This is a genomic window from Micromonospora sp. WMMA1976, assembly GCF_027497335.1.
In the GTDB taxonomy this organism is placed as follows: Bacteria; Actinomycetota; Actinomycetes; order Mycobacteriales; family Micromonosporaceae; genus Micromonospora; species Micromonospora aurantiaca.
Window position 1 is genome coordinate 5,530,125 of sequence record NZ_CP114912.1, and the last position, 23,211, is coordinate 5,553,335.

Genomic DNA, 23,211 nt, shown 5'->3' on the forward strand with positions numbered 1-23,211 from the left:
GGGAGAAAACGCACCGGGAAGGGCTCACCGATGACCGCCGCGCTGGAGAGCGACTACCCCCCCGAGGGCGGGTGGACGACCGACGATCTGGACGCGCTGCCGGAGGACGGTCGCCGCCGCGAACTGCTCGATGGAGTACTGCTCATGCCCCCCCTCCCCCACCCGGATGCACCAGAGCATCGCGATGCTGCTCGGCGTCGCGCTCGACGAGGACTGCCCCGACGGGTACGACGTGACCCAGGGTGTGGAGGTGCGCATCAACCGCACCCGCTCCTTCATCCCGGACGTGCTGGTCACCACCGCTACCGCCGCGGCACGCGAGCCGTCCCGGTACGAGCCGCACGAGGTGGTGCTCGCCGTGGAGATCGTCTCGCCCAGCACCCGGTCCATCGACCGGGTACTCAAGCCGGCCCTCTACGCGCAGGCCGGGATCCCGTTCCACTGGCGGATCGAGATCGAGGACGAGGGCATCGTCGTCTACACCTACAAGATCGATCCGGTGCACGAGGTCTACACGGAGACCGGCCGGTGGACGAAGTTCGTCGACACCGGCGAGCCGTTCCCGGTGAACCTGCCGATCAGCCGGATCACGCCTCGCCGGGTCTGAGCGGGGGAAGCATCTCCACGCCGAGCTGCTGGAGCACCTGGAACAGCTCGTTGACGCTCCACACGTCCACGATCCGCCCGTCGTCGTCGAAGCGCAGGAACGTGGCACCGGAGTAGCTGACCACGCGGCCGGTCGGCGGCACCGGACCGAACTGGCCCGCCTGGGTGCCGGCGGCCCGCCACCGCACCGCCACCCGCGTACCGGTCGCGACCACGTCGACGATCTTGTAGCGCAGGTCGGGGAACGACGCCCGCCGGTCCCGGTGCCACGCCAGCATCGCCGCCGGGCCGGTGCCGCCCAGGCCCGGGCAGTCCGCCGCCACCAGCTCGTACGCGCTCTCCTCGCGCCCCGCGTTCCACACGTCGGCGACGAAACGCCGGGCTGCCGCCTCCACATCGGTCACGGCGGGCAGCCTATGCCCCTCGGTGACGCACTCGCCCTGCCGGGAGCGGCCGGAGCGACAATGATGGGGAACGAGAAGCGAACTCGGAGGTGGGTGTGGGCAGCGACGACGAGGTCCTGGACCGGACCGGCGGCAAATACGTGGAGCCGGGTGGCGAGTTCACCCGGGATCAGCGCTACATCGCCACCCGGATCACCGCGGACGAGCGGGACGGCTGGCCGGTGGAACCGGGGCGCTACCGGCTGGCGGTCAGCCGGGCCTGCCCCTGGGCCAACCGGCTGATCATCATCAGACGCCTGCTGGGGCTGGAGGACGCCATCTCGATGGCCGTGGCCGGGCCCACCCACGACAAGCGGAGCTGGACGTTCGACCTCGACCCGGACGGCAAGGACCCGGTACTCGGCATCGAGCGGCTGGCCGACGCCTACTTCGCCCGCTTCCCCGGCTACGAGCGCGGCATCACCGTGCCGGCGCTCGTCGACGTGCCCACCGGGCAGGTGGTGACGAACGACTACGCGCAGATGAGCCTGGACCTCACGACCGAGTGGACGGCGTACCACCGGCCGGGCGCGCCGGACCTCTACCCGGAACCGCTGCGCGGCGAGATCGACGAGGTGAACGCTGTCGTCTTCGCGGACGTCAACAACGGCGTGTACCGGTGCGGCTTCGCCGGCAGCCAGGAGGCCTACGACAAGGCGTACCACAGGCTGTTCGACCGGCTGGACTGGCTCAGCGAGCGCCTGGCCGGTCAGCGGTACCTGGTCGGCGACACCATCACCGAGGCGGACGTACGGCTGTTCACCACGCTCGTCCGCTTCGACCCGGTCTACCACGGGCACTTCAAGTGCAATCGGCAGAAGCTCAGCGAGATGCCGGTGCTGTGGGCGTACGCGCGGGACCTGTTCACCACGCCCGGGTTCGGCGACACGATCGACTTCGTCCACATCAAGCGGCACTACTACGAGGTCCACCGGGACATCAACCCGACGGGCATCGTGCCGCTCGGCCCCGACCTGAGCAACTGGCTCACCCCGCACGGCCGGGAGGAGTTGGGCGGCCGCCCCTTCGGCGACGGCACCCCACCCCCGCCCCCACCCGAGTCCGAGCGCGTAGACCCCTCCCACACCCCGTTGCACTGACCCACCCCACCCCACCCCGCCCCCGGCGATCTTGCACTTTGGGCCCCAAACTTGGGCCCTTTGCCCCTTTTGCTGGGGCAGAAGGTGCAAGATCGCCGAGGTGAGGGGGCGGAGGGAGGGAGGGGGCGGGTGGGTTACAGGGCCAGGCGGACTGCGGCGGTGAGGACCAACTGGGCCAGGGCCAGGGGGACCAGGACCAGCCAGCAGAGGCGCTGGAGCTGGTCCTCGCGCAGCCTCGGGTAGCTCACACGAAGCCAGATGATCACGAAGGCGACGGCGAAGACCTTCAGCAGCGTCCACAGCCAGCCGAGCTGCGCGTCGGCGAACGGGCCCTGCCAGCCGCCGAGGAACAGCACAGTGGTCAGCGCCGCGATCACCACGATGCCCACGTACTCGGCGAGCAGGAAGAACGCGAACCGCAGGCCGGTGTACTCGGTCATGTAGCCGAAGACCAGCTCGGAGTCGGCCACCGGCATGTCGAACGGCGGGCGGCGGATCTCGGCCAGCCCCGCCACGAAGAAGATCACCATGGCCGGGGCCTGCCACAGCAGCCACCACGGCTGCCACGCCTCCACGATGCCGGGCAGGCTGAGCGTGCCGGCCGCCATCGCCACCGAGGCGGCGGCCAGCACCAGCGGCAGCTCGTACCCGAGCAGCTGGGCCGCGCCGCGCAGCCCGCCGAGCAGGCTGTACTTGTTCGCCGACGCCCACGCGGACATGAGCACCGCCAGCACGCCGACGCCCACCACGGCGAGCACGAAGAACAGGCCGATGTCCAGCGGCTGGGCGACCAGGTCACCCGGCCCGAGCGGGATGACGAGCAGCACCAGCAGGTACGGCACCAGCGCCACCGCGGGCGCCAGCCGGAACACCGGCCGGTCCGCGTCGCGCGGGGTGACGTCCTCCTTCTGCACGAACTTGATGCCGTCGGCCACCAGTTGCGCCCAGCCGTGGAAGCCACCCGCGTACATCGGACCCAGTCGGCCCTGCATGTGTGCCATCACCTTGTGCTCGGCCTGGCCCACGATCAGCGGCAGCGTGAGGAACGCGACGAGCACCCCCGCCACGCGCAGGACCAGCTCCAACCAGTCCGGCATCAGCTCTCCCCCGCCGCGTCGGGCTCCGGCTCCTGCCGGGGCGGCCCGGTCGGCCGCTCTCCCGGCAACGGCCGACCGAGCGGACCCGCCTCGTCGGCCCCCGGAGCAGCACCGGACCCCGGCCCGGCCTCCCCGGAAGCAGGCCGCTCCGGAGCATCCCCGGCAGTCGGCCGCGCCGGACGCTCAGCGGCAGCAGGCCGAGCCGGACGCTCGCCAGGAGCAGGCCGTACCGGACGCTCAGCGGCAGCAGGGCGCGCCGGATGCTCCCCCGGAGCGGGCCGCGCCGGGCGTTCCCGGGCCGGACGCGCCGGCGTACCCCCTCGGGGGCCCTCACCCGCGCCCGCCGCACCCGCCGGCGTGGGCGTCGTGCCCCACTCACCCGGCGCGGGCACGCCCGGCGGCCGGACCGGCCGGCGGCCGCCGCCCGCCTCCGACTCGCCCGGCTCCTTCGCACCGGGCCACGGCTTGGCGACCCGGGAGGCGAGGACGAACTCCTTGCGCAGCGGGTGCCCCTCGAACTCCGGTGGCAGCAGCAACGGACGCAGCTCGCCGTGGCCGGCGAAGTCGATGCCGAACATCTCGTGCGTCTCGCGCTCGTGCCACGCGGCGCCGGGGAACAGGTCGACCACCGACGCGACGACAGGCGTGTCCCGGGGCACCCGGGTACGCAGCAGCAGCCCGTGCCGGTGCCGGACCGACCAGAGGTGCAGCACCACGTCGAAGCCGTCGGCCAGCTCGTCCACCGCCGACAGCCAGTCCAGGAAGTCGAGATCCAGCTCGGCGTCGTCGCGTGCCGCACGCACCGCGTCCGCCCAGCTCGCCAGGGGTACGTCGACGGTGGCGCGGGCGTACCCCTGACCGCCGGACACGGACGCGGTGGCCTCGACGGGCGCGAGCAGCGCGACCACTCGCCGGCCGACCTCTTCCGGAGTCATGCGCTGATCCTATGGCCGACGGCTGCCGGCCGGGTCGGGCCGTCCGTGCCGGGATCGCCGCTTTGCCGGACGGGCGGCGGCAGCGCGCGGAAAGATGAGGTCCGTGCGCGCTGTGACTGTGACCCCCGGTGTCCCGGATTCGCTGCGGCTCGCCGAGGACTGGCCCGAGCCGCCGCCCGAGGAGGGCGCGATCCTGGTCGAGGCGCTGGCGGTGGGTGTCTGCGGCACCGACCACGAGATCGTGGCCGGCGAGTACGGCGAGGCGCCGCCGGGCCAGGAGCGGCTGGTGCTCGGGCACGAGTCGCTGGGCCGCGTGCTGGAAGACCCGACCGGCACGTTGCAGATCGGCGACCTGGTCGCCGGCGTGGTCCGCCACCCCGACCCGGTGCCGTGCGCGAACTGCGCGGTGGACGAGTGGGACATGTGCCGCAACGGTCAGTACACCGAGCACGGCATCAAGGCCCTGCCCGGTTTCGCCCGGGAACGCTGGCGGTTGCAGCCCAAGTTCGCCGTCGGCCTGGACCCGGCGCTCGCCTCGGTCGGCGTGCTGCTGGAACCGACGAGCGTGGTGGCGAAGGCGTGGGACCACATCGAGCGGATCGGCCGCCGGGCCGAGTGGAAACCGATGACGGTGCTGGTCACCGGCGCCGGGCCGATCGGGCTGCTGGCCGCGCTGCTCGGTAGCCAGCGTGGGCTGACGGTGCACGTGCTGGACCGCAACACCACCGGGCCGAAGCCGGAGCTGGTCCGGGCGCTGGGAGCGACGTACCACACGTCGACGGTGCCCGAGCTGGACGTCAAGCCGGACGTGGTGATCGAGTGCACCGGCGCACCCACTGTGGTGCTCGACGCCATGTGCAAGGCCGCGCCCACCGGCATCGTCTGCCTGACCGGCGTGTCCAGCGGCGGCCGGACGATCAACTTCGACGCCGGAGCGCTCAACCGGGAGCTGGTGCTGGAGAACAACGTGGTGTTCGGCTCGGTGAACGCCGGCCGGCGGCACTGGGAGATGGCCGCCGAGGCGCTCGCCCAGGCCGAACAGTCGTGGCTGACCTCGCTGATCACCCGCCGGGTGCCGCTGTCGAGCTACCGGCAGGCGTACGCCTCGGTCGGTGAGGACATCAAGGCGGTGCTCGACTTCACGCAGTGAGGCGGGGCGCCGGACCGGCGCCCCGGCCCCTCAGATGCCGGGTAGCCGGCCGTTGCGGAACAGGTCCACGAAGAGCTGGTGGTCCTCGCGCGCCCGGATCCCGTACCGGTGCCCGAAGTCGACCAGGTAGTCGACGAACCCGTCGGGGTCGGCGTCGACGACCGCGGCGATCGCCTCCTCGGTCGAGTAGTCGACCAGGTCGTGGCTGGACTCGTCGTCGGCGACCGAGTGCATCCGGGCCACCGCCCGGCCCAGGTCGGCGAGCACGCCCGCCAGTTCCTCCGGCTCGTTCACGTCGGCCCAGTCGAGGTCCGCCGCGTACGGGGACACCTCGGCGACGAGCTGCCCGACGCCGTCCAGCTCGGTGAAGCCCAGCCACGGGTCGGCGTGCGCCTGCAACGCGCGCTGCGACTCGGCGGTGCGGTGCCCCTGGTGCCGGAAGTACGAGCGGACCCGCTCGTCGTCGACGTACCGCGCCACGGCCGGCACCTGCGCCTGCTTCATGTAGATGACGACGTCGTTCTCCAGCGCCTGGGTGTGCCCCTCCAGCAGCAGGTTGTACGACGGCAGCCCGGCCGACCCGATGCCGACGCCCTTGCGCAGCACCACGTCCTTGATGCCGGTGGCGACCGGGCGCATCCGGGTGGCCGACTCCGGCAGCGTGTGCAGGTAGTCGGCGAACGCCGCGCAGACCGTCTCCCGGGTGGCGTCGTCGATCTCGTGCACGCCGTCGCCGAGGGAGAACCGGCGCTCGTAGTTGTCGATCGTGGTCTGCGCGGCCAGCAGGTCCACCCGGGTGTTCAGCCGCGCCTGCTGGAGCACCCGGCGCAGCACACCGTCGGCGTTGTCGAGCGTGATCGAGCCGATCGCGTCGTCCCCGCCCGCGGCGATGGCCCGCAGTTCGGCCAGGTACGACCGGGCGAAGCCGGTCACCAGCTCGCCGATCACCCGGTCGGAGAGCGCCTTGGCGTAGCCGAGCAGCGCCACGCTCGCGGCGAAGCGCTTCAGGTCCCAGGTGAACGGCCCGACGTACGCCTCGTCGAAGTCGTTGACGTTGAACACGAGCTGCCCGGAGGCGTTCATGTAGGTGCCGAAGTTCTCGGCGTGCAGGTCGCCGTGGATCCACACCCGGCTGGTCCGCTCGTCGAGGAACCGATCGCTGCCGAAGTCGCCGCGCTGGTCGGCGTAGAACAGCGCGGCGCTGCCCCGGTAGAAGGCGAACGGTGACGCCGCCATCTTGCGGAACTTGCGGCGGAACGCCGCCGGGTCGATCGCCATGGACGCGCCGAACTCCTCGGTCAGCACGTCGATGATGAATGCGGAGCGCTTCTCCGCGAGGTCGGTCATGAGCCGCAGGCTAGCCCCGCGCCGCCACCCGACGGTTCAGCCGACCGGCGGACGTACCGGGGGTGCGGTGAGCGCCTCCACCGGCCGCGCGACGGCGTCCGCCGGTGAGGTGAGCGCGTCGGGCCGGGGCACGCCGCCGATGCCGGACTGCTCGGCGGCGATCTTCTCCTGGAGGCGCAGGATGCCGTGCAGCAGCGCCTCCGGCCGGGGCGGGCAGCCGGGCACGTACACGTCGACCGGGATGAGCTGGTCGACGCCCTTCGTCACCGAGTAGGAGTCCCAGTACGGGCCGCCGCAGTTGGAGCAGGCCCCGAACGAGATGACGTACTTCGGTTCGGGCATCTGGTCGTAGAGCCGCTTGACCGCCGGGGCCATCTTGTCGGTGACGGTGCCGCTGACCACCATCAGGTCGGCCTGCCGGGGCCCGTGGGCGAACGGGATCACGCCGAGCCGCATGAAGTCGTGCCGGCCCATGCTGGTGGCGATGAACTCGATGGCGCAGCAGGCCAGGCCGAAGTTGAACACCCAGAGCGAGTAGCGGCGGCCCCAGTTCAGCACGAACCGGATCGGCTCGCCGAGCACGGCCGGCACCTGCATCTCTGGCCTCCCTCGCAGTTCCCCGAGGTGCCAGTCAACCACAGCGTCCGCGGCCGCGTTCCGGTGTCGTACCCCCGACAGGGCACCCGCGCAACGATCAGCGGTGCCGGCGTGTGTCACCACTGTCGGGCGGACGGAACCACCGCCGCCCACCACGGGGATCACGGAGGACCTGTCATGACCACACGGACCACACGGGTGGCCGCCGCGCTGCTCGCCGGGGCGGCGGCGCTGTTCGCGCCGGCCGCGCCGGCCGCCGCGGCCGGCGGCACCACGGCGCGGCTGACCGTCGACACCGAGACGCTGGTGCTGACGCCGACCGACAAGGGGTACGTCGGGACGCTGACCACGACGATCAGCAACCGGGGCCGGGCCGACGCCACCGCCGGCCTGCGCATCACCGAGCCGGCCGGTGGCTCCTTCGCCGGCCTCGACAACGGCTCGCCCTGGTTCACCGTGGGGATGGAGCAGAACCGCCGGGTCGTCGAGAGCTACGGCGGCCGGGTCGCGGCCGGCGCGAGCGTGACCGTCCGCCTCGACTTCCAGGTGTGGACGACTGCGCGCGCCTACCCGATGACCGCCCTGGGCGGCTCGGTCGCGGTGGTGCCGGACGGTGGGGTGTCGGACCGGGACTCCTTCCGGACCGTGTTCCGGTCCACCTCGGGCAGCGTCCGCAACCCGCGCGTCTACCGGCAGGCCACCGAGACGGACCTGACCATCAGCGGTGGCGACGTGACGCTCACCCGCCAGGCCGACGGGGCCCTGCTGGGCCGGACGCCGGTGACAGTGCGCTACGGCAACGACGCCCCGTCGTTCCGGCTCGACGTGCGGGCGAGCCTGCCCGCCGGGGTCGAGGTGTGGGCCACCGACCCGCAGGACCTGCCCAGCTTCCCGGACTGGTTCGACGTCCCCGGCGGCCGGTTCATGCCGGGCGAGGAGCGCACGTTCGACGTCGTCCTGCGGGCTCCGGCCGGGACCCCGGCCGGCGCGCTGGGCAGCGGCTCGTTCACCGTGGCGGCCGTCTACGCGAGCGAGCCGGTGGCGGACGTCGACCCGGCGGACAACAGCACGACGTTCAACGTCCGCGCCACCGACTGAGCCACCGCACACCGCGGCCCGCCCGGACTCCGGGCGGGCCGCACGTTGCTCAGGCTCAGGTGAAGGCCAGCCCGGTGGTGTGGGGCAGCCAGTAACCGACGTACGCCCCGGCGGTGACCTGGTAGCTGAGCCGCCCGTTCACCCAGGCGGTGGCGCCCAGCGGCGCGATCGAGGCGGACGGGAACGTGAGCCGCTTGGAGCCGGTCACGTTGCCCGCCGCGTCGTACGCGTAGCCGGTGTAGGTGCCCGGCTGAAAGGAGAGCGTCCGGGTCGGGTTGTACCGGTGCTCGACCGCCTTGCCGAGCAGGACGCGCTGCCCGTACGCCTCGGGAACGAGGTAACCGGCGAGCGCGCCGTTGGCGATCTGGTAGTAGATGCCCCGGCCGTACACGCGGACCCGCTGGCTCGCCTGGGCGCCGGAGGCCCGGGCGAGCTTGAGCGTCTTCTGGCTCTTGACGGCCCCGGTGCTGGAGAAGGTGTAGCCGACGTGGGTGCCGGCGGCGAACGACACGGCGCCGTTGACGGCGGGCACCGGGTAGTCCGAGCGCAGCAGGTACGCGTACGTGGCGAAGACGGCCGACGTGGTCATCTCGTACAGCTTGAGGTTCTGCGCGGTGTGGACCTGGTGGTACTTCACGTGCGGCTGTGCGCAGCCCATCGAGTAGTTGCTGGCCCACCGGGTGACCCGGAAGTGGGTCGGCAGGTACCGCCGGACGGTGCTCGCCGCGCCGTCGAAGACCGCCACCGCCCGCTCGTCGCCGGTGAGCCGCCAGTAGTCGTACACGCCGTAGAGGGCGAAGGTGTGCCCGTTGAGGACGCGTTCCCCGGTGGTGCCGAAGGTCACCGGGTACTCCTCCAGCCACAGATAGCCGTTGGGGTCGACCCAGCTCGCCCAGGGCGCGTTGGAGACGACCGGCAGCGTCAGGCTCAGGAACGTCTGGTCCGCCGCCGTCCGCCACTTCGCCTCGCCGGTGATCTCGGCGAGGCCGACGAAGAGGCTCAGCATCTCGCCCTGTGCCATCCCGCTGTACCAGGGGGCGCGCTGCAGCGGACGGCCCGCGCAGCGGCTCAGGTCGAAGTCGTACGGGTACCACCAGGCGCCCCGCGACTCGACCCGGCGGTCGATGTTGCGCTGGGCGTTGGCGACGGCCCGGTCGAGGAACCGCTTGTCGCCGCTGGTCCGGTAGGCGGCCAGGTTGCTCAGGCCCCACTGCGCCTGGCCGACCGGGTGGTTCCAGGTCTTCCCGGCGAAGCTGAACATGCGGACGCCCTGCGCGTCGTGCAGTCCCCGGTCGACGAGCGGCGCCGGGTTGCTGTTCGTGGGCTGGGCGGCGAGCGGCAGCGGCTTCGGCAGGTGCCCGTCGCGGGCGTACGTGGCGGCGGCGATGGCGCCGCTCGCCCGCTCCCGTCGCTGCTGCTCCTTGGTCTTCGCCACGTCCCGCGAGGGCAGTTGCGGCACCCCGTCGGTCAGCGGGTCGGGCGTCCACCCGGGGTCCACGACTGAGACGTCGGCGCTGCGGTCCGGGCCCGGTGGCGCGGCCGGGGCGGTACCGGCCGGCGCCAGGCCGACCATCGCCCCCGCCGCTACCACTGCGACGAGCCGGCGGACAGGTGGTGACTTAGCGGTGATCATGTAAACACTCCCCGTGTCATCGATGTGCCCTGATGCTAGGCAGGGACGGACACGGGTTCCGGTCGCCGAAACGCCCGACTTCTCCGACGAACGGACGAGCCTCCCGTCACCAGGCGGGACGCTGGAGCAGCCCGACGAACTCGGCGAGCAGCCGTTCCCGCAGCCGCGCCGGGGCGGCGTCGAGCAGCGTGTTCACCATCGCCATCCGGTCCGGCACACCGGCGCCGCCGGCCAGGCCGAGCCCGCCGGCCAGCCCCGCCACCAGCTCCGGGGTGAGGGCCTCCGGCGTGAGGCTGCCGGCCAGCGCCAGCAGCTCCGGCGGCAGCACCACCGGCCCGGCGGCGCGGGCCGCCGCGACCGCCTCGGCCAACGCCGGACCGAACTCGGCCACCCGGGGCGCCACCGCCGCGGTCACCGTGAGGTGGACACTGGCCGGCAGATCGGCGTACGTGAGCTGGGGCTGGGTGTGCCAGCCACGCTCGGTCAGCTCGTCGACCAGCACGAACAGGTCGAGCCCCGGGTCGTCGCTGGTGAAGCAGACCACCGTGGTCTCCGGTTCGGCCATCAGCCGCAGGCCGCCGGTGGCCCGTACCGTGTCGGCCAGTCCGGCGACCGCGTCCCGGGTGGCGGCGGCCAGCCGCAGGTAGCCGTCCTCGCCGAGGTGGCGGAGTGTGGCGTACGCGGCGGCGATCGGCCCACCGGAGCGGGTGGAGGCGATCACCGGGTTGACCATCGTGTACCCGGGCCAGTCCGCGTACGCGAAGAACTGCGCGGCGCGCAGCGCCGGATCGCGGTGCAGCAGCACCGAGACGCCCTTCGGCGCGTACGCGTACTTGTGCAGGTCGACCGAGATCGAGGTGACCCCCGGCACGGCGAAGTCGAACGGCGGCACCGGCGCGCCGAGCCGGCGCAGCCAGGGCAGCGCCCAGCCGCCGAAGCAGGCGTCCACGTGGCAGCGCACCCCGGCGGCCTGCGCGACGGCGGCGATCTCCGCCACCGGGTCGACCACCCCGTGCGCGTACGACGGGGCGGACGCCACCACCAGCACGGTCTCCGGGCGGATCGCGGCGGCCACCGCCGCCACGTCCGGCCGCAGCGTCACCGGGTCGACGGGCACGGTGTCGAGCGCGACCCGCAGGTAGTGCGCCGCCTTGGCGAACGCCGCGTGCCCGCTCGCAGGCACCACGATCCGCGGCTCGGCGAGATCGGGGCGGGAGTCCCGGGCCGCCTTGACGGCGAGCAGCAGCGACTCGGTGCCGCCGCTGGTGACGCTGCCGACCACGTCCGGCGCGCCGGTGCCGGGCCCGCCGCCGAGCAGCCGGGCGGCGGCGCCGACGAGCGCGTTCTCCATCGCCAGCAGCGACGGGAACGCGGTCGGGTCGAGGCCGTTGACGTGCGCGCTCTCCGCGTACGCGGCCTGCGCCAGGTCGTCCAGCCCGGCCACGCCGGGGTCGTAGACGTACGCGAACAGCCGGCCGCCGTGGGTCGGCCGGTCGGCGGCCCGCAGCGCGCGGATCTCGCCCAGTACGTCCGCCGCGGGCATCCCCCGCGCGGGCAGCGCGCCTCCGCCTGCCGTGTCGGTCATCGGGTGGTTCCTCTCGTGGGACGGGCCGGTGCTCACGCCCGCGCGGCCGGCGCGGCGTCATCGACCACGGGTGCGGCGGTGGCCAGCTGGGCCGGGGTCAGGGTGTAGCCGCGCAGCAGCACCAGCGGGACCGCCACCAGCAGGGCGGGCAGCACGGTGAAGCCGAGCAGCACGCCGAGCCGAGCCGTGCCGGACTGGACGGCGGCGGTTCCGGTGGACGAGGAGACGTAACCGGAGAGCTGGAGCACCAGCCCGTAGATGCCCGGCCCCAGCGCCAGCCCGAACGTCTCCCCGGCGGTCCACAGCCCGGTGAACACCCCGGCCTGCCGCCGCCCGGTGCGCGCGGTGTCGTACGCGATGCAGTCCGGCAGCATGGCCAGCGCGAACACCTGCTGGCCCGCGTACCCGACGCCGATCACCGCGACCACGGCGTAGGCCGCGGCGGCGGGTAGCGCGGGCGCGGCGACCAGGGCCAGCGCGCCCACCGCGAAGATCAGCGACGCGGCGACCAGCGACGTCCGCTTGCCCAGCCGGGCACCGGCCCGGGACCACAGCGGCATGACCAGCAGCGCGGGCGCGACGAAGCAGGCGAACAGCAGCGTCGGACCGCTGTCCGGCTCCCGCAGCACCTGGTCGGCGAAGTACTTCACCCCGGCCAGCACGGTGGCCACCCCGGCGGACTGGATCACGAAGCAGATCAGCAGCGCCCGGAACGGCCGGTTGCCGGTGGCGACGGCGAGCTGCGCGCGCAGGCTCGGCTCGCTCTCCCCCACGGTGCCGGTCGGCGCGGAGCGGGTGCCCAGGAACACGCCGACGGTGCCGGCGACGATCAGCGCGGCGACGAACAGGCCCATCCACCGGTGGCCGGGCACGCCGTCGCCGCCCGCGGTCACCACCGCCGGGGCCACCGCGCCGGAGACCAGGATGGCCAGCGCCAGCACCGCGATCCGCCAGGTCATCAGCCGGGTACGCTCCGCCGGGTCGGCGGTCAGCTCGGCCGGCATGGCCACGTACGGCACCTGGAAGAACGCGAACGCGGTGGCGGTGGCCAGGAACGCCAGGGCCACGTACGCGGCGGCGGCCGGACCGTTCGCGAACGGCGCGGCGAAGATCGAGGCGAACAGCACGGCGAGCGCCAGCCCGCCGCCGAGCAGGTACGGCCGGCGCGCGCCCCAGCGGGAGCGGGTCCGGTCGGAGATCCGCCCGGCGACCGGGTTGACCAGCACGTCCCACGCCTTCGGCAGCAGCACCAGCAGCGCGGCCAGCCCGGCGGCGACGCCGAGCGTGTCGGTGAGATACGGCAGCAGGAGCAGCCCGGGCACGGTGCCGAACGCGCCGGTGACCAGGGAACCCAGCGCGTACCCGAGGTGCACCCGGCGGGGCAGGCCCGAAGCTGTCATGGAGCCGAATGCTACTCACGTTATGGCCGGCGTCACATCCCCTCCTCCGGCGACCAGGACGCCGCCGCCAGGTCCACCCGGTCCCCGCGCAGCGGGCACCCCTCGGCGAGCAGCCGTTCCCGGGCCTTGCGCTCGTGCCCCGGCGGCATCCGGCCGGCCGCGTTCACCACCCGGTGCCACGGCACGCCGCCACCGTGCCGCGCCATGATCGAGCCGACCAGTCGCGGCGACGCCCGCCCCGAGCGCTCGGCCAGCGCGTCGGCCACCGCCCCGTACGACATCACCCGCCCCGGCGGGATCCGCTCGACCAGCGACAGCACCGCCTCGACGTACTCGTCAGGTGTCACGGGAAGCCACGATAAGGGGCCTCAGCCGGCGAGCGTGGCGATGGCGAGGTCTCCCCGGGCCGCCAGCCAGTAGCCGCCCAGCTCACCACCGCTCACGTGGTAGCTGAATTCCCCGTTGACCCAGGCGGTGCCGCCGAGCGTCAACTCCGTCACGGCGGCGAAGGTGACCTTCCGGGCGTCGAGCACCGCGCCGTTGCGGTCGTAGGTGTAGCCGGTGTACGTGCCGGGCTGGGCGGTCAGCACGCGTGCGGGCTGGTAGCGGTGCTCGACCGCCACCCCGAGCAGGACCCGCCGGCCGGGCTCCTCGGGCACCAGGTAGCCGGCCAGCGGGCCCTCGGTGATCCGGTAGTGGATGCCGCGGCCGCGCACCCGGATGCGCTCGTCCGCAGCGAACCGGCTCGGCCGCTCCAGCGTGACGGCCCGCCGGCCGGTGACGGCGCCCTTGGCGTCGTACGTGTAGCCCACGTGTGTCCCGGGTTCGAGCTGCACGGTGCCCGTCAGGTCCGGTACCGGGTAGTCCGCCCGCAGCGTGTCGGCGTACTCGGCGAAGACGGTCGCGTGGGTGACCTCGTACAGCTTGAGGGTCTGCCGGGTGTGGACCTGGTGGTACTTCGAGTGGAAGTGCCGGCAGTTCATGGAGTACCGGCTGGCCCAGTTCTCCACCCGGAACCTCGTCGGCAGGTAGCGGCGCACCGTGGTGGCGGCGGCGTCGAAGATCTCCGCGGCCCGCTCGTCGCCGGTGAGCCGCCAGTAGTCGTAGACGCCGTACAGGGAGAAGATGTGCCCGTTGAGCACCTGCTCGCCACGCGGGTCGTCGTTCTCCGGATACTCCTCCAGCCACAGGTAGCCGCCGCGATCGGTCCAGGTGGCCCACGGTTCGTCGGCCCGGGCGGGCAGGGTGAGGCTCTGGAACGTCCGGTCCGCGGCGGTCCTCCACCTCTCGTCGCGCGTCTCCTCGTACAGCCCGACGAAGAGACTGAGCAGCTGGCCCTGCGACATGCCGCTGTACCACCTGGGCTTCAGCAGCGGACGCTTCTTGCACCGGGTGAGTTCGAAGTCGTACGGATACCACCAGGCGCCGCGCGACTCGACGCGCCGATCGACGTTACGCTGCGCGTTCGCTATCGCCCGGTCCAGGTAGATCCGCTTGCGGGTGGCCCGCCAGCCGGCCAGATTCTGCAGACCCCACTGGGCCTGCGCCACCGGATGGTCCCAGGTCTGGTCGTGCATCCGGAACATCCGGACGTTCCCGGTGTCGTGCAGCCCGGCGTCCACCAGCGGCGCGATCCCCTCGCGCGACGGAATCGCCGCGAGTGGCACCGTGTGCGGCCGGTAGCCGTCCCGCCGGACGGCCGGCGCCTTCTCGTCGCGGAGACCGGCGAGTACCGGCGTCAGCCCGGCGACCAGGCCGACGGTGACGAGCAGCGCCAGCCACCAGGCACGATGAGCCCTCGGAATTATCACTGTGAACCCCCGTTCGTGATGAACGAGACGCTATGCAGCGGAATCCGCGGATGTGTGCCGCTAACCGGACGATCAAAACTGTTCGTTCGACGAGCAACCGATTTCGTGTGAGCTCCGTCGGAGCACCGGCCGCGAGCTGCCACGATTTGGGAACGCGCCGCGGCACCGCGGACCGCAGCGCGCAGAATGGTCGGGTGCGCGAAGCAGTCACCTCGGCCCGTCGGATCGTGGTCAAGATCGGTTCGTCCTCGCTGACCACCGCGACGGGCGGCCTCGACGACGCCCGGGTCGACGCGCTCGTCGACACGCTCGGCGGGCTCGCCGCCGCCGGACGCGAGGTGGTGCTGGTCTCCTCCGGCGCGATCGCCGCCGGGCTCGCCCCGCTGCGGCTGCCCCGGCGCCCGCGCGACCTGGCCACCCAGCAGGCCGCCGCCAGCGTCGGCCAGGGCCTGCTGATCGGCCGGTACGCGGCCGCGTTCGCCCGGCACGGCCGCACCGTCGGGCAGGTGCTGCTCACCGTGGACGACGTGACCCGGCGCGCGCACTACCGCAACGCGTACCGGACGCTGCGCAAGCTGCTCGACCTGCGCGCCGTGCCGATCGTCAACGAGAACGACACGGTGGCCACCGAGGAGATCCGGTTCGGCGACAACGACCGCCTCGCCGCGCTCGTCGCCGCGCTCGTGGACGCCGACCTGCTGGTGCTGCTCTCCGACGTCGACGCGCTCTGGACCGGCGACCCGGCCCGCCCCGGCAGCACCCGCATCACCGAGGTGCACGGCGAGGGCGACCTGGCGGGCGTGGACGTCGGCGGGGCCGGCCGGGCCGGGGTGGGCACCGGCGGCATGGTGACGAAGGTCGAGGCGGCCCGGATCGCCACCGGCTTCGGCATCCCGGTGGTGCTGACCGCCGCGCCGCTGGCCGCGCCGGCGCTGGCCGGGGAGCCGGTCGGCACGTACTTCCACCCGAGCAGCCGCCGCCCCGCCGCGCGCCTGTTCTGGCTGGCGCACGCCACCGCGCCCCGAGGTCGCCTGCACCTCGACCCGGGCGCGGTGCAGGCGGTGGTGGACCGCCGCAAGTCGCTGCTGCCCGCCGGCATCACCGCCGTCGACGGCGCGTTCACCGCCGGGGACCCGGTGGACCTGGTCGACACCGCCGGCGCGCCGGTGGCCCGAGGGCTGGTCAACTACGACGCGGTGGAACTGCCGGGCCTGCTCGGCCGCTCCACCTCCGAACTCGCCGCGGCGCTCGGCCCGGCGTACGAACGTGAGGTCGTCCACCGCGACGACCTGGTCCTGCTGTGAGCCCCACCGATGAAGGAGTACGCACGATGAGCGTCGTCGAGCAGGCCCGGCGAGCCCGGGACGCGGCGGAAGCCCTGGCCACGGCCACCCGTACCGTCAAGGACGCCGCGCTGCACGCGATGGCCGACGCGCTCGTGGCGCGTACCCCGGAGATCCTGACCGCGAACGCGGCGGACCTGGCGGCCGGGCGCGAGGCCGGGCTGTCGGCGGCCGTGCTGGACCGGCTCGCGCTCGACGAGGGCCGGGTGGCGGCGATCGCCGACGCGCTGCGCCAGATGGCCGCGCTGCCCGACCCGGTCGGCGAGGTGGTGCGCGGCTCGACGCTGCCCAACGGTCTGGAGCTGCGCCAGGTGCGGGTGCCGTTCGGTGTGGTCGGCATCGTCTACGAAGGCCGGCCGAACGTGACTGTCGACGCCGCCGGGATCTGCCTGAAGTCCGGCAACGCGGCGCTGCTGCGCGGCTCCTCGTCGGCCGCCCACTCCAACGCCGCGCTGGTCGCGGTGCTGCGCGACGCGGTCTCCGGCGCCGGGCTGCCGGCGGACGCGGTGCAGCTGCTCGACTCCAGCACGCGCGACTCGGTGAAGGAGCTGATGCGCGCCCGCGGCCTGGTCGACGTGCTGATCCCGCGCGGCGGCGCGTCGCTGATCCGCGCCGTGGTCGAGGAGTCGACGGTCCCGGTGATCGAGACCGGCGTGGGCAACTGCCACGTCTACGTGGACGCCGCCGCCGACCTCGGCAAGGCCCTGGCGATCACGTTGAACGCCAAGACCCAGCGCCTGTCCACCTGCAACACCGCCGAGTCGCTGCTGGTGCACCGGGACGTGGCGGACGCGTTCCTGCCGGCCGTGCTGGCCGCGTTCGCCGAGGCCGGGGTGACGGTGCACGGCACGCCCGCTGTTGCCGCCCACTCCGACGCCGTGGTGCCGGCCACCGAGGAGGACTTCGGCACCGAGTACCTCTCCGCCGACATCTCCGTCGCCGTGGTCGACTCGCTCGACGCGGCGGTCGCGCACATCCGCCGGTACGGCACCGGCCACACCGAGGCGATCGTCACCGACTCGCAGCGGGCGGCCCGGGAGTTCGTGGCCCGGGTGGACTCGGCAGCGGTCATGGTCAACGCGTCCACCCGTTTCACCGACGGCGGCGAGTTCGGCTTCGGCGCGGAGATCGGCATCTCGACGCAGAAGCTGCACGCGCGCGGCCCGATGGGTCTGCCGGAGCTGACCAGCACCAAGTACGTGGTGACCGGAGACGGGCACCTGCGCTGACCGGACGTGCCTTCGCGGCGCGCCGGTCGCCGTACTGGTCTGGGCACACGCCAGATCGGGGAAGTGGCGGTATCCCGGCACCTTTGATGCCGCTACTTCCCCGATCTGGTGTTGATCATCGGCATGACCAGCGGAGGCACAACGGGCGGCACCGGGCCGGACAGCAGCTCCGGTGCCGGCTGCGCAGCAGGCCCGGTGCTCTCGTCGGGGAGCAGATCGGGCGTGACGATCCAGGCGGACCACAGTCCCTGCCCACTGTCCGGACCGGCCGACACCTCAACACCGGCTGACGGATCAGGCCCTGCTCCCGATCCGGGCATCGCATCCGACCCGGTGTCCGGACGGAACCAGGTCTCAGGCCCGAGACCCCGGGCCGGAAACAGCTCCGGCGCGCCGTCCGACAGCGCGGGCGCGATCCCCGGTCCGGCCGACGGGTCGGTGCCGAAACTGGACGACAGGTCGGAGCCGAAGCCCGCCGAAGGTTCGGGATCGCGGCCTGCCGACGGCTCTGTGCCCTGGCGGGACGACGGATCGGGGTCGAGACCCGCCGATGCGACAGATGCCTCGGCCGGGCCGGTCAACGGGCGAGCCGGGGCGGGCAGCGGAGACACGGGCGCAGGCGACGCGGGCGTGGAGGCGGGCGCCCCGGAGTCGGGCGCGGGCGGCGGCGATGCGGGGAGCCGGCGCGGGCGCGGGGCCGGCACCGCAGGCAACGCGGGCAGCTCGGCGGTCTGCGGCACCACGAACGGCGCTCCGGAGACCGGTGCCTCGGGCGTGTTCGGGCGGCACGCGCGGATCGCCCGCAGCGTGGTGTGCACGTCGAACTGGTGGCCGTCGTCGCTGTCCCAGCCGCCGTCGCTGCGCTGCGTCTCGGCGAGCCGCCTGCGCGCGGAGACCAGCAGCCATTGCTCCTCGCCCACGTCGACCCGGCGCAGTGTGGCGGCGAGCCAGGCCACGTCGGCCGGGGACATCCGGGGGATCCGGTCGGCCAGCACCGCCTGGATGCGGGCGGACTCGTAGTACATCTGCTGGCGGTGCAGCACCGCGGCGGCGAGCCAGCCGGCGGGCAGGAAGGACGGCCAGCTGCCGTCCGGGGCGAGCTGCGCGGCGAGCGCCTGGGCCGCCGCCTGCACCACACCGGCGTACGCGCCGCCGACCCGGTGGTCGAGCGGACCGGCGGCCCGCGCGTCCAGGCCGGCCACGGTCAGCCAGAACCCGGCGTTCGCGGTCTGGTAGAGCCGTGCCTCGGGATCACCGGGGGTGGCCCACTCGGGGGCGAGCCCGGCCAGCGAGGGGTCCTCGTCCCAGCCGCCGTCTGGTAGTTGCCGGGCGGCCAGCCAGTCCAGCGCGTGCCGGGCGGCGGGGCGGCCCAGCGCGCCGAGGTCGTCCAGCTCGGCCAGGCGGAAGCAGGTCGCGTCGATCGAGGCGACCTCGTCGTCGAGGACGGCGGGCCAGCCGCCGCCGGGCGCCTGCCCGGACTCGGCGGCGTCGAGCACCTCGGGCGGCACCGGAGCGCCGGTACGCAGCCGGGAGAGGCGGGCGCGGTCCACCGCGTCACCGTGAGCGACGACGAATCCGATCGCCGCGTCCAAGTCCACCACGGCACTGACGGTACTGGCGCGGCCGCGGTTACGCCTCGGTAGCTCGGTCAGGACCACCCGGCCCAGCGGTCGCCGCGATCGATCGTTTGCCCACGCCAGGTGCCCCGGAGAGCACGATGGGCCCGCCCGGAGCGCCGGGCGGGCCCATCGACACGACTCAGTACGCGGGCAGCGACGGGTCGACCTGCTTGACCCAGGAGAGCACACCGCCCTGGAGGTGCACCGCGTCGGAGAAGCCGGCCGCCTTCAGCGCGGCCAGCGCCTCGGCGGAGCGGACGCCGGACTTGCAGTGCAGCACGATCTGCCGGTCCTGCGGGAACTTCGCCAGCGCCTCGCCGGAGAGGATCTCGCCCTTGGGGATGAGCGTCGCGCCGGGGATCCGGACGATCTCGTACTCGGCGGGCTCGCGCACGTCGACCAGGAAGATGCCCTTGCCGGAGTCCTGCCAGTCCTTCAGCTCCAGCGCGGTGATGGTCGAGTCGACCACCGCCTCCTGCGCCTCCTCGGAGACGGCGCCGCAGAAGTCCTCGTAGTCCTCCATCAGGTCGGTGAGGGTCGGGTTTTCACCGCAGAGCACGCAGTTCGGGTCCTTGCGGACCTTGATCTTGCGGTAGCTCATCTCCAGGGCGTCGTACACCATCAGGCGGCCGACGAGCGGCTCACCGATGCCGGCGAGCAGCTTGATCGCCTCGTTGACCTGGATCGACCCGATCGACGCGCAGAGCACGCCGAGCACGCCGCCCTCGGCGCAGGAGGGGACCATCCCGGGCGGCGGGGGCTCCGGGTAGAGGCAGCGGTAGCAGGGGCCGTGCTCGGCCCAGAACACCGACGCCTGGCCGTCGAAGCGGTAGATCGAACCCCAGACGTACGGCTTGCCGAGCAGCACCGCCGCGTCGTTGACCATGTAGCGGGTGGCGAAGTTGTCGGTGCCGTCGACGATCAGGTCGTACCGGGAGAAGATGTCCCGGACGTTCTCCCGGTCCAGCGCGGTGTTGTGGATCTCCACGTTGACCAGCGGGTTGATCTCGCGGATCGACGCCGCGGCGGACTCGGCCTTGGACCGGCCCACGTCGGAGACGCCGTGGATGACCTGGCGCTGGAGGTTCGACTCGTCGACGGTGTCGAAGTCGATGATGCCGAGCGTGCCGACACCGGCCGCGGCCAGGTAGAGCAGGGCCGGCGAGCCGAGGCCACCGGCGCCCACACAGAGCACCCGGGCGTTCTTCAGCCGCTTCTGCCCCTCCACCCCGACGTCCGGGATGATCAGGTGGCGCGAGTAGCGGCGGATCTCGTCTACGGTCAGCTCGGCGGCGGGTTCGACGAGCGGGGGCAACGACACGGTGGACTCCCCGGGATCGGCGGTGTGACCGCGCCATTGTCGCTCGCCCGGGCCGGGATCGGCCATGATGAGGGACACTGCGCCCGAACTGCGGGACCGGGAATAACTCAGACGCCGTCGGTGGGCTCGCCTTCGTAGCGCACGCCGCCGACGTACGGCCAGGCGTTCGGCAGGCAGCCGTCCAGCCCGTACGTCTGCTGCTGCATCACCGGCGCGGGCGCGCCGGGCGCGGGGCACGCCTGGTGCAGCTCGCCGAACTCGTGCCCGACCTCGTGGTTGATCACATAGGTGCGGTAGACCTCCAGCGGGGCGCCGTAGTCGGGCACCGCTGTCATCCACCGGGCCAGGTTGAGCACGACCCGTCCAGGCAGCCGGCAGGAGGTGTACCGGTCGGTGCGCAGGCCGCCCTCGGCACACATCCGCTCGGAGGTGACGGGGGTGGCGAGGTAGACGGTGAAGTCGGCGGCGGCCGCCTCGGGCACCCGCTGCACCCGCAGGTCCCCCGAGGCGATCCAGCTGCGCGGGTCGCCCAGTACCGCGTCCACGGTGGCGGCGAACCCGTCGGCGTCCTGCCCCGTGTCCTGCTCGACCTCGACCCGGTAGCGGCGCAGCGGGCCCTCCTGTCCGCGTACCGGAGATCGGCCCTGGGCCACCGCGAACGTGCCGGGGCCGGCGGTGGGGTAGGCGGTCGGCGCCGCCGGGACGTCGGCCTCGGCGGCGCCGCGCGCCAGCGACGGTTCGGCGGCGAGTGACGCCCCGCCGTGTCCGGACGGCGGCGTGTTCAGCCGGGTGATCCCGGCCGCGCCGCCGACGGCCGCGAGCAGCATCGCCAGCAGCAGCACCGAGCGGCGGCGGCGCCGGCGCATCCGGCGCAGCGTGGGACGCTCGGGTGGCGGCGTGGTGGGGTTGTCGTAAGGGGACGACGAGGTCATGACCTCAGCGTGCCATGCAATTCGGGCATTTAGCTGCTTTTGCCACCTATGCCGCGAATGTTCTTCACAAACCGGCGCTCAGAGGGCCGGCCCGGTGTACCGCTTCCCACCCACGTAGGGCCACGGGTTCGGCCGGCAGCCCTTGAGGAACAGCGTCTGCTGCTGCATCACCGGCGCCGCCCGGCCCGCACCAGGGCATCCCTCGTGCCGGTGCCCGAGCTGGTGGCCCACCTCGTGGTTGACCACGTACAGGCGGTACGTGTCCAGCGGCATCCCGGCCTCGACCAGGTGCGGCGCCGAGGTCCGCCACCGGTCCAGGTTGATCACCACCTTGCCCGGTACCCGGCACGACGTGTACGGCACCCCGCCCACCCGGATGTCGATCCCGCCCGCCCCGCACAGCCGCCCCGCCGTGTCCCGGGTGGCCAGGTAGATCGTGAAGTCGTACCGGTCGCCCGGGCCGACCCGCTGCAACCGCAGCGTGCCGCCGTCGACCCAGCTACCCGGGCCGGCCAGGGCGCGCTGCACCGCCTCGCCGAAGGCGCGGACCTCCTCGCCGGAGCCGTTCTCCACCGCCACCCGGTAGCGGCGCAGCGTCCCCGAGCGGCCGAGCACGCCGCTGGTCCGCTCGTCGTACGCGAAGCTGCCCCGGCCCTTCGCCGGCCCTGGGCCGGACAGCGTCAGCACCGGCGCGGCCGGCGAGCTGGGCGCCACCGGAGGCGGCGGCGGGACGCTCGGCGTGGACGGTTCCCGCGTGGGCGCCGGCGGCTGGGCGGCGAACCCGTCGGTGACCCGCGTCCCCGCGCCCGCCGACGGCAGTTGCACCGCCACGCCGACCCCGACCGCGGCGGCGGCGACGAAGGCGCAGACCACGAGCGCGGTACGCCAGCGCGGAGACGAGGAACGGGAGCGTGTGGCACGAGGGCGGCGGGAGCTGGGCATCCGGCTCAGCCTGCCATGTCACGCTCCGTTCCGCTCTCCCCCATGCCGGTGGTGAGCGACGGTGTCGCCTCGGCGAGCAGCCCGAGCACCGCCCGCGCCACGGTCCGGGGCACCTCCAACTGGGCCACGTGCCCGACGCCGTCGAGCATCAGCAGCCGGCTGTCCCGGATGACCCGCGCCGCCTGCGGCGCCACCCGCACGTCGACCAGCCGGTCCTGCCGCCCGCCCACCACGAGCGTGGGCGCCCGGACCGCCGAAGCCTGCCGCCACAGCGCGCCCTCCCCCGGCAGGTACGACCGCAGGAAGCTGCCGACCAGGCCCCGGAACGTGCGCACGTACGCCGCGGCGTAGTGGGCCGCCTCGTACCGGACCCGGATCTCGTCGATCGCCTCCTGCCGGCGCTGCTCGCTGATCCGGGTCAGGTCCGCCACGCACGCCTCCATCACCTGCTGCGCGGTCACCTCCGGACTGAACTGGGCCAACCGCCAGGCGGCCAGCCGTTCGCCCCTGGGGATCGCCAGCAGCGGGAGCATCCGCCCCTGCAACGAGCGCCGGAAGTCCAGGAACGGCAGCGCGGGCGAGACCAGGGTGAGCGTGCGGACCAGGTCCGGGCGCAGCGCCGCCACCCGGACCGAGATCGCGCCGCCGAGCGAGTTGCCGAACAGGTGCACCGGCCCCCTGTCGCTGTGCTCGATCCAGCGGATCACCCGCTCGGCGAAGGACGGGATCGTGTAGCGCGGCCCCGGCTCGCTGCGCCCGAACCCGGGCAGGTCGATCGCCTGGCCGTCGAGCCGGTCGGCGAGCAGGCCGGCTAGGTCGGTCCAGTTCTGCGCCGACCCGCCGAGGCCGTGCACGTACAGCGCGGGCTCCGCGCCGGGACCGGTGGCCGGGGTGTCGCGGACGTGCACGAGCGTGCCGTCGAGGCGTACGTGCCGGCCGGGCCAGGGCGGCGGGACGTGGTGTGCGGGAAGGCTGTGCTCCGGCCACAGTGCGGCGCGCTTCATGTCTCCAGTCTCCCCCGCA

The 23,211-nt window shown here is 73.4% G+C and carries 19 protein-coding genes and 2 pseudogenes; 6 read left to right on the forward strand and 15 right to left on the reverse strand.

All coding sequences use genetic code 11. From position 1 onward, the window contains the following. Nucleotides 1-166 precede the first annotated feature (166 nt). A complete protein-coding gene (locus O7546_RS25470; protein WP_269697682.1) occupies nucleotides 167-607 on the forward strand; it encodes a Uma2 family endonuclease in 441 nt (146 codons plus the stop codon). Here the strand turns inward: O7546_RS25470 and O7546_RS25475 are convergent. Beyond that, nucleotides 588-1,010 carry an ester cyclase gene (locus O7546_RS25475; RefSeq protein WP_269697683.1) on the reverse strand — a complete coding sequence of 141 codons (423 nt, stop codon included), beginning with the start codon at nucleotides 1,008-1,010 and terminating at the stop codon, nucleotides 588-590. The genes O7546_RS25470 and O7546_RS25475 overlap by 20 nt on opposite strands. A 95-nt stretch (nucleotides 1,011-1,105) precedes the next feature. Between O7546_RS25475 and O7546_RS25480 the strand changes: the two genes are divergently transcribed. Continuing rightward, the gene (locus O7546_RS25480; RefSeq protein ID WP_194801448.1) at nucleotides 1,106-2,149 is read left to right on the forward strand and encodes a glutathione S-transferase C-terminal domain-containing protein; all 1,044 of its coding nucleotides are present in this window, start codon (nucleotides 1,106-1,108) and stop codon (nucleotides 2,147-2,149) included. Between the two features lie 134 nt (nucleotides 2,150-2,283). On the opposite strand, the gene nuoH is transcribed toward O7546_RS25480, so the two are convergent. Both nuoH and O7546_RS25490 read right to left on the reverse strand, forming a co-directional pair. Beyond that, nucleotides 2,284-3,246 (reverse strand): NADH-quinone oxidoreductase subunit NuoH, encoded by a 963-nt coding sequence (gene nuoH / locus O7546_RS25485; RefSeq protein WP_013288672.1) that lies wholly within the window; start codon nucleotides 3,244-3,246, stop codon nucleotides 2,284-2,286. Between the two features lie 368 nt (nucleotides 3,247-3,614). Next, nucleotides 3,615-4,181: pseudogene (locus O7546_RS25490) on the reverse strand (NADH-quinone oxidoreductase subunit C); the annotation flags it as partial. A gap of 103 nt (nucleotides 4,182-4,284) precedes the next feature. Here O7546_RS25490 and O7546_RS25495 point away from each other — a divergent pair. Continuing rightward, on the forward strand, nucleotides 4,285-5,331 hold the full coding sequence (locus O7546_RS25495) for a glucose 1-dehydrogenase (RefSeq protein ID WP_194801450.1): 1,047 nt from the start codon (nucleotides 4,285-4,287) through the stop codon (nucleotides 5,329-5,331). Nucleotides 5,332-5,361: 30 nt separating this feature from the next. Here the strand turns inward: O7546_RS25495 and O7546_RS25500 are convergent, their stop codons facing one another. After that, nucleotides 5,362-6,678 (reverse strand): DUF2252 domain-containing protein, encoded by a 1,317-nt coding sequence (locus O7546_RS25500; RefSeq protein WP_281600104.1) that lies wholly within the window; start codon nucleotides 6,676-6,678, stop codon nucleotides 5,362-5,364. A 36-nt stretch (nucleotides 6,679-6,714) separates the two neighbouring features. Then, entirely contained in the window at nucleotides 6,715-7,275 is a 561-nt protein-coding gene (locus tag O7546_RS25505) for an NADH-quinone oxidoreductase subunit B (RefSeq protein WP_013288676.1), read from the reverse strand. A 177-nt stretch (nucleotides 7,276-7,452) separates the two neighbouring features. On the opposite strand from O7546_RS25505, the gene O7546_RS25510 reads away from it, so the two are divergent. Next, nucleotides 7,453-8,373, forward strand: coding sequence for a hypothetical protein (locus tag O7546_RS25510; RefSeq protein WP_194801452.1), 921 nt, complete (start codon nucleotides 7,453-7,455; stop codon nucleotides 8,371-8,373). A gap of 55 nt (nucleotides 8,374-8,428) precedes the next feature. On the opposite strand, the gene O7546_RS25515 is transcribed toward O7546_RS25510, so the two are convergent. The 5 genes from O7546_RS25515 to O7546_RS25535 form a co-directional block, all read right to left on the reverse strand. Continuing rightward, nucleotides 8,429-10,006: a D-glucuronyl C5-epimerase family protein gene (locus O7546_RS25515; RefSeq protein ID WP_194801453.1), complete on the reverse strand. Its 1,578-nt coding sequence runs from the start codon at nucleotides 10,004-10,006 to the stop codon at nucleotides 8,429-8,431. A 106-nt stretch (nucleotides 10,007-10,112) separates the two neighbouring features. Continuing rightward, the gene (locus O7546_RS25520) at nucleotides 10,113-11,591 is read right to left on the reverse strand and encodes an aspartate aminotransferase family protein (protein WP_194801454.1); all 1,479 of its coding nucleotides are present in this window, start codon (nucleotides 11,589-11,591) and stop codon (nucleotides 10,113-10,115) included. Between the two features lie 32 nt (nucleotides 11,592-11,623). Further along, on the reverse strand, nucleotides 11,624-12,991 hold the full coding sequence (locus O7546_RS25525) for an MFS transporter (protein WP_194801455.1): 1,368 nt from the start codon (nucleotides 12,989-12,991) through the stop codon (nucleotides 11,624-11,626). 32 nt (nucleotides 12,992-13,023) lie between these two features. Next, on the reverse strand, nucleotides 13,024-13,338 hold the full coding sequence (locus O7546_RS25530; RefSeq protein ID WP_194801456.1) for an MGMT family protein: 315 nt from the start codon (nucleotides 13,336-13,338) through the stop codon (nucleotides 13,024-13,026). A gap of 21 nt (nucleotides 13,339-13,359) precedes the next feature. Beyond that, the gene (locus O7546_RS25535; RefSeq protein ID WP_269697684.1) at nucleotides 13,360-14,802 is read right to left on the reverse strand and encodes a D-glucuronyl C5-epimerase family protein; all 1,443 of its coding nucleotides are present in this window, start codon (nucleotides 14,800-14,802) and stop codon (nucleotides 13,360-13,362) included. A gap of 194 nt (nucleotides 14,803-14,996) precedes the next feature. Between O7546_RS25535 and proB the strand changes: the two genes are divergently transcribed. Further along, the gene (proB, locus tag O7546_RS25540) at nucleotides 14,997-16,106 is read left to right on the forward strand and encodes a glutamate 5-kinase (protein WP_269697685.1); all 1,110 of its coding nucleotides are present in this window, start codon (nucleotides 14,997-14,999) and stop codon (nucleotides 16,104-16,106) included. 26 nt (nucleotides 16,107-16,132) lie between these two features. Beyond that, on the forward strand, nucleotides 16,133-17,374 hold the full coding sequence (locus O7546_RS25545; protein ID WP_269697686.1) for a glutamate-5-semialdehyde dehydrogenase: 1,242 nt from the start codon (nucleotides 16,133-16,135) through the stop codon (nucleotides 17,372-17,374). Nucleotides 17,375-18,156: 782 nt separating this feature from the next. Here O7546_RS25545 and O7546_RS30785 read toward each other — a convergent pair. The 5 genes and pseudogenes from O7546_RS30785 to O7546_RS25570 form a co-directional block, all read right to left on the reverse strand. Continuing rightward, a pseudogene (locus tag O7546_RS30785) lies at nucleotides 18,157-19,041 on the reverse strand (hypothetical protein); the annotation flags it as partial. Between the two features lie 91 nt (nucleotides 19,042-19,132). Next, nucleotides 19,133-20,380, reverse strand: coding sequence for an adenylyltransferase/sulfurtransferase MoeZ (moeZ, locus tag O7546_RS25555; protein WP_281600106.1), 1,248 nt, complete (start codon nucleotides 20,378-20,380; stop codon nucleotides 19,133-19,135). Between the two features lie 41 nt (nucleotides 20,381-20,421). Further along, entirely contained in the window at nucleotides 20,422-21,246 is an 825-nt protein-coding gene (locus tag O7546_RS25560; protein WP_194801462.1) for a DUF3152 domain-containing protein, read from the reverse strand. 78 nt (nucleotides 21,247-21,324) lie between these two features. Further along, complete coding sequence (locus tag O7546_RS25565; protein ID WP_194801463.1) at nucleotides 21,325-22,188, reverse strand: DUF3152 domain-containing protein; 864 nt, start codon at nucleotides 22,186-22,188, stop codon at nucleotides 21,325-21,327. A gap of 5 nt (nucleotides 22,189-22,193) precedes the next feature. Further along, nucleotides 22,194-23,192, reverse strand: coding sequence for an alpha/beta hydrolase (locus tag O7546_RS25570; RefSeq protein WP_281600107.1), 999 nt, complete (start codon nucleotides 23,190-23,192; stop codon nucleotides 22,194-22,196). Nucleotides 23,193-23,211: the final 19 nt, after the last annotated feature.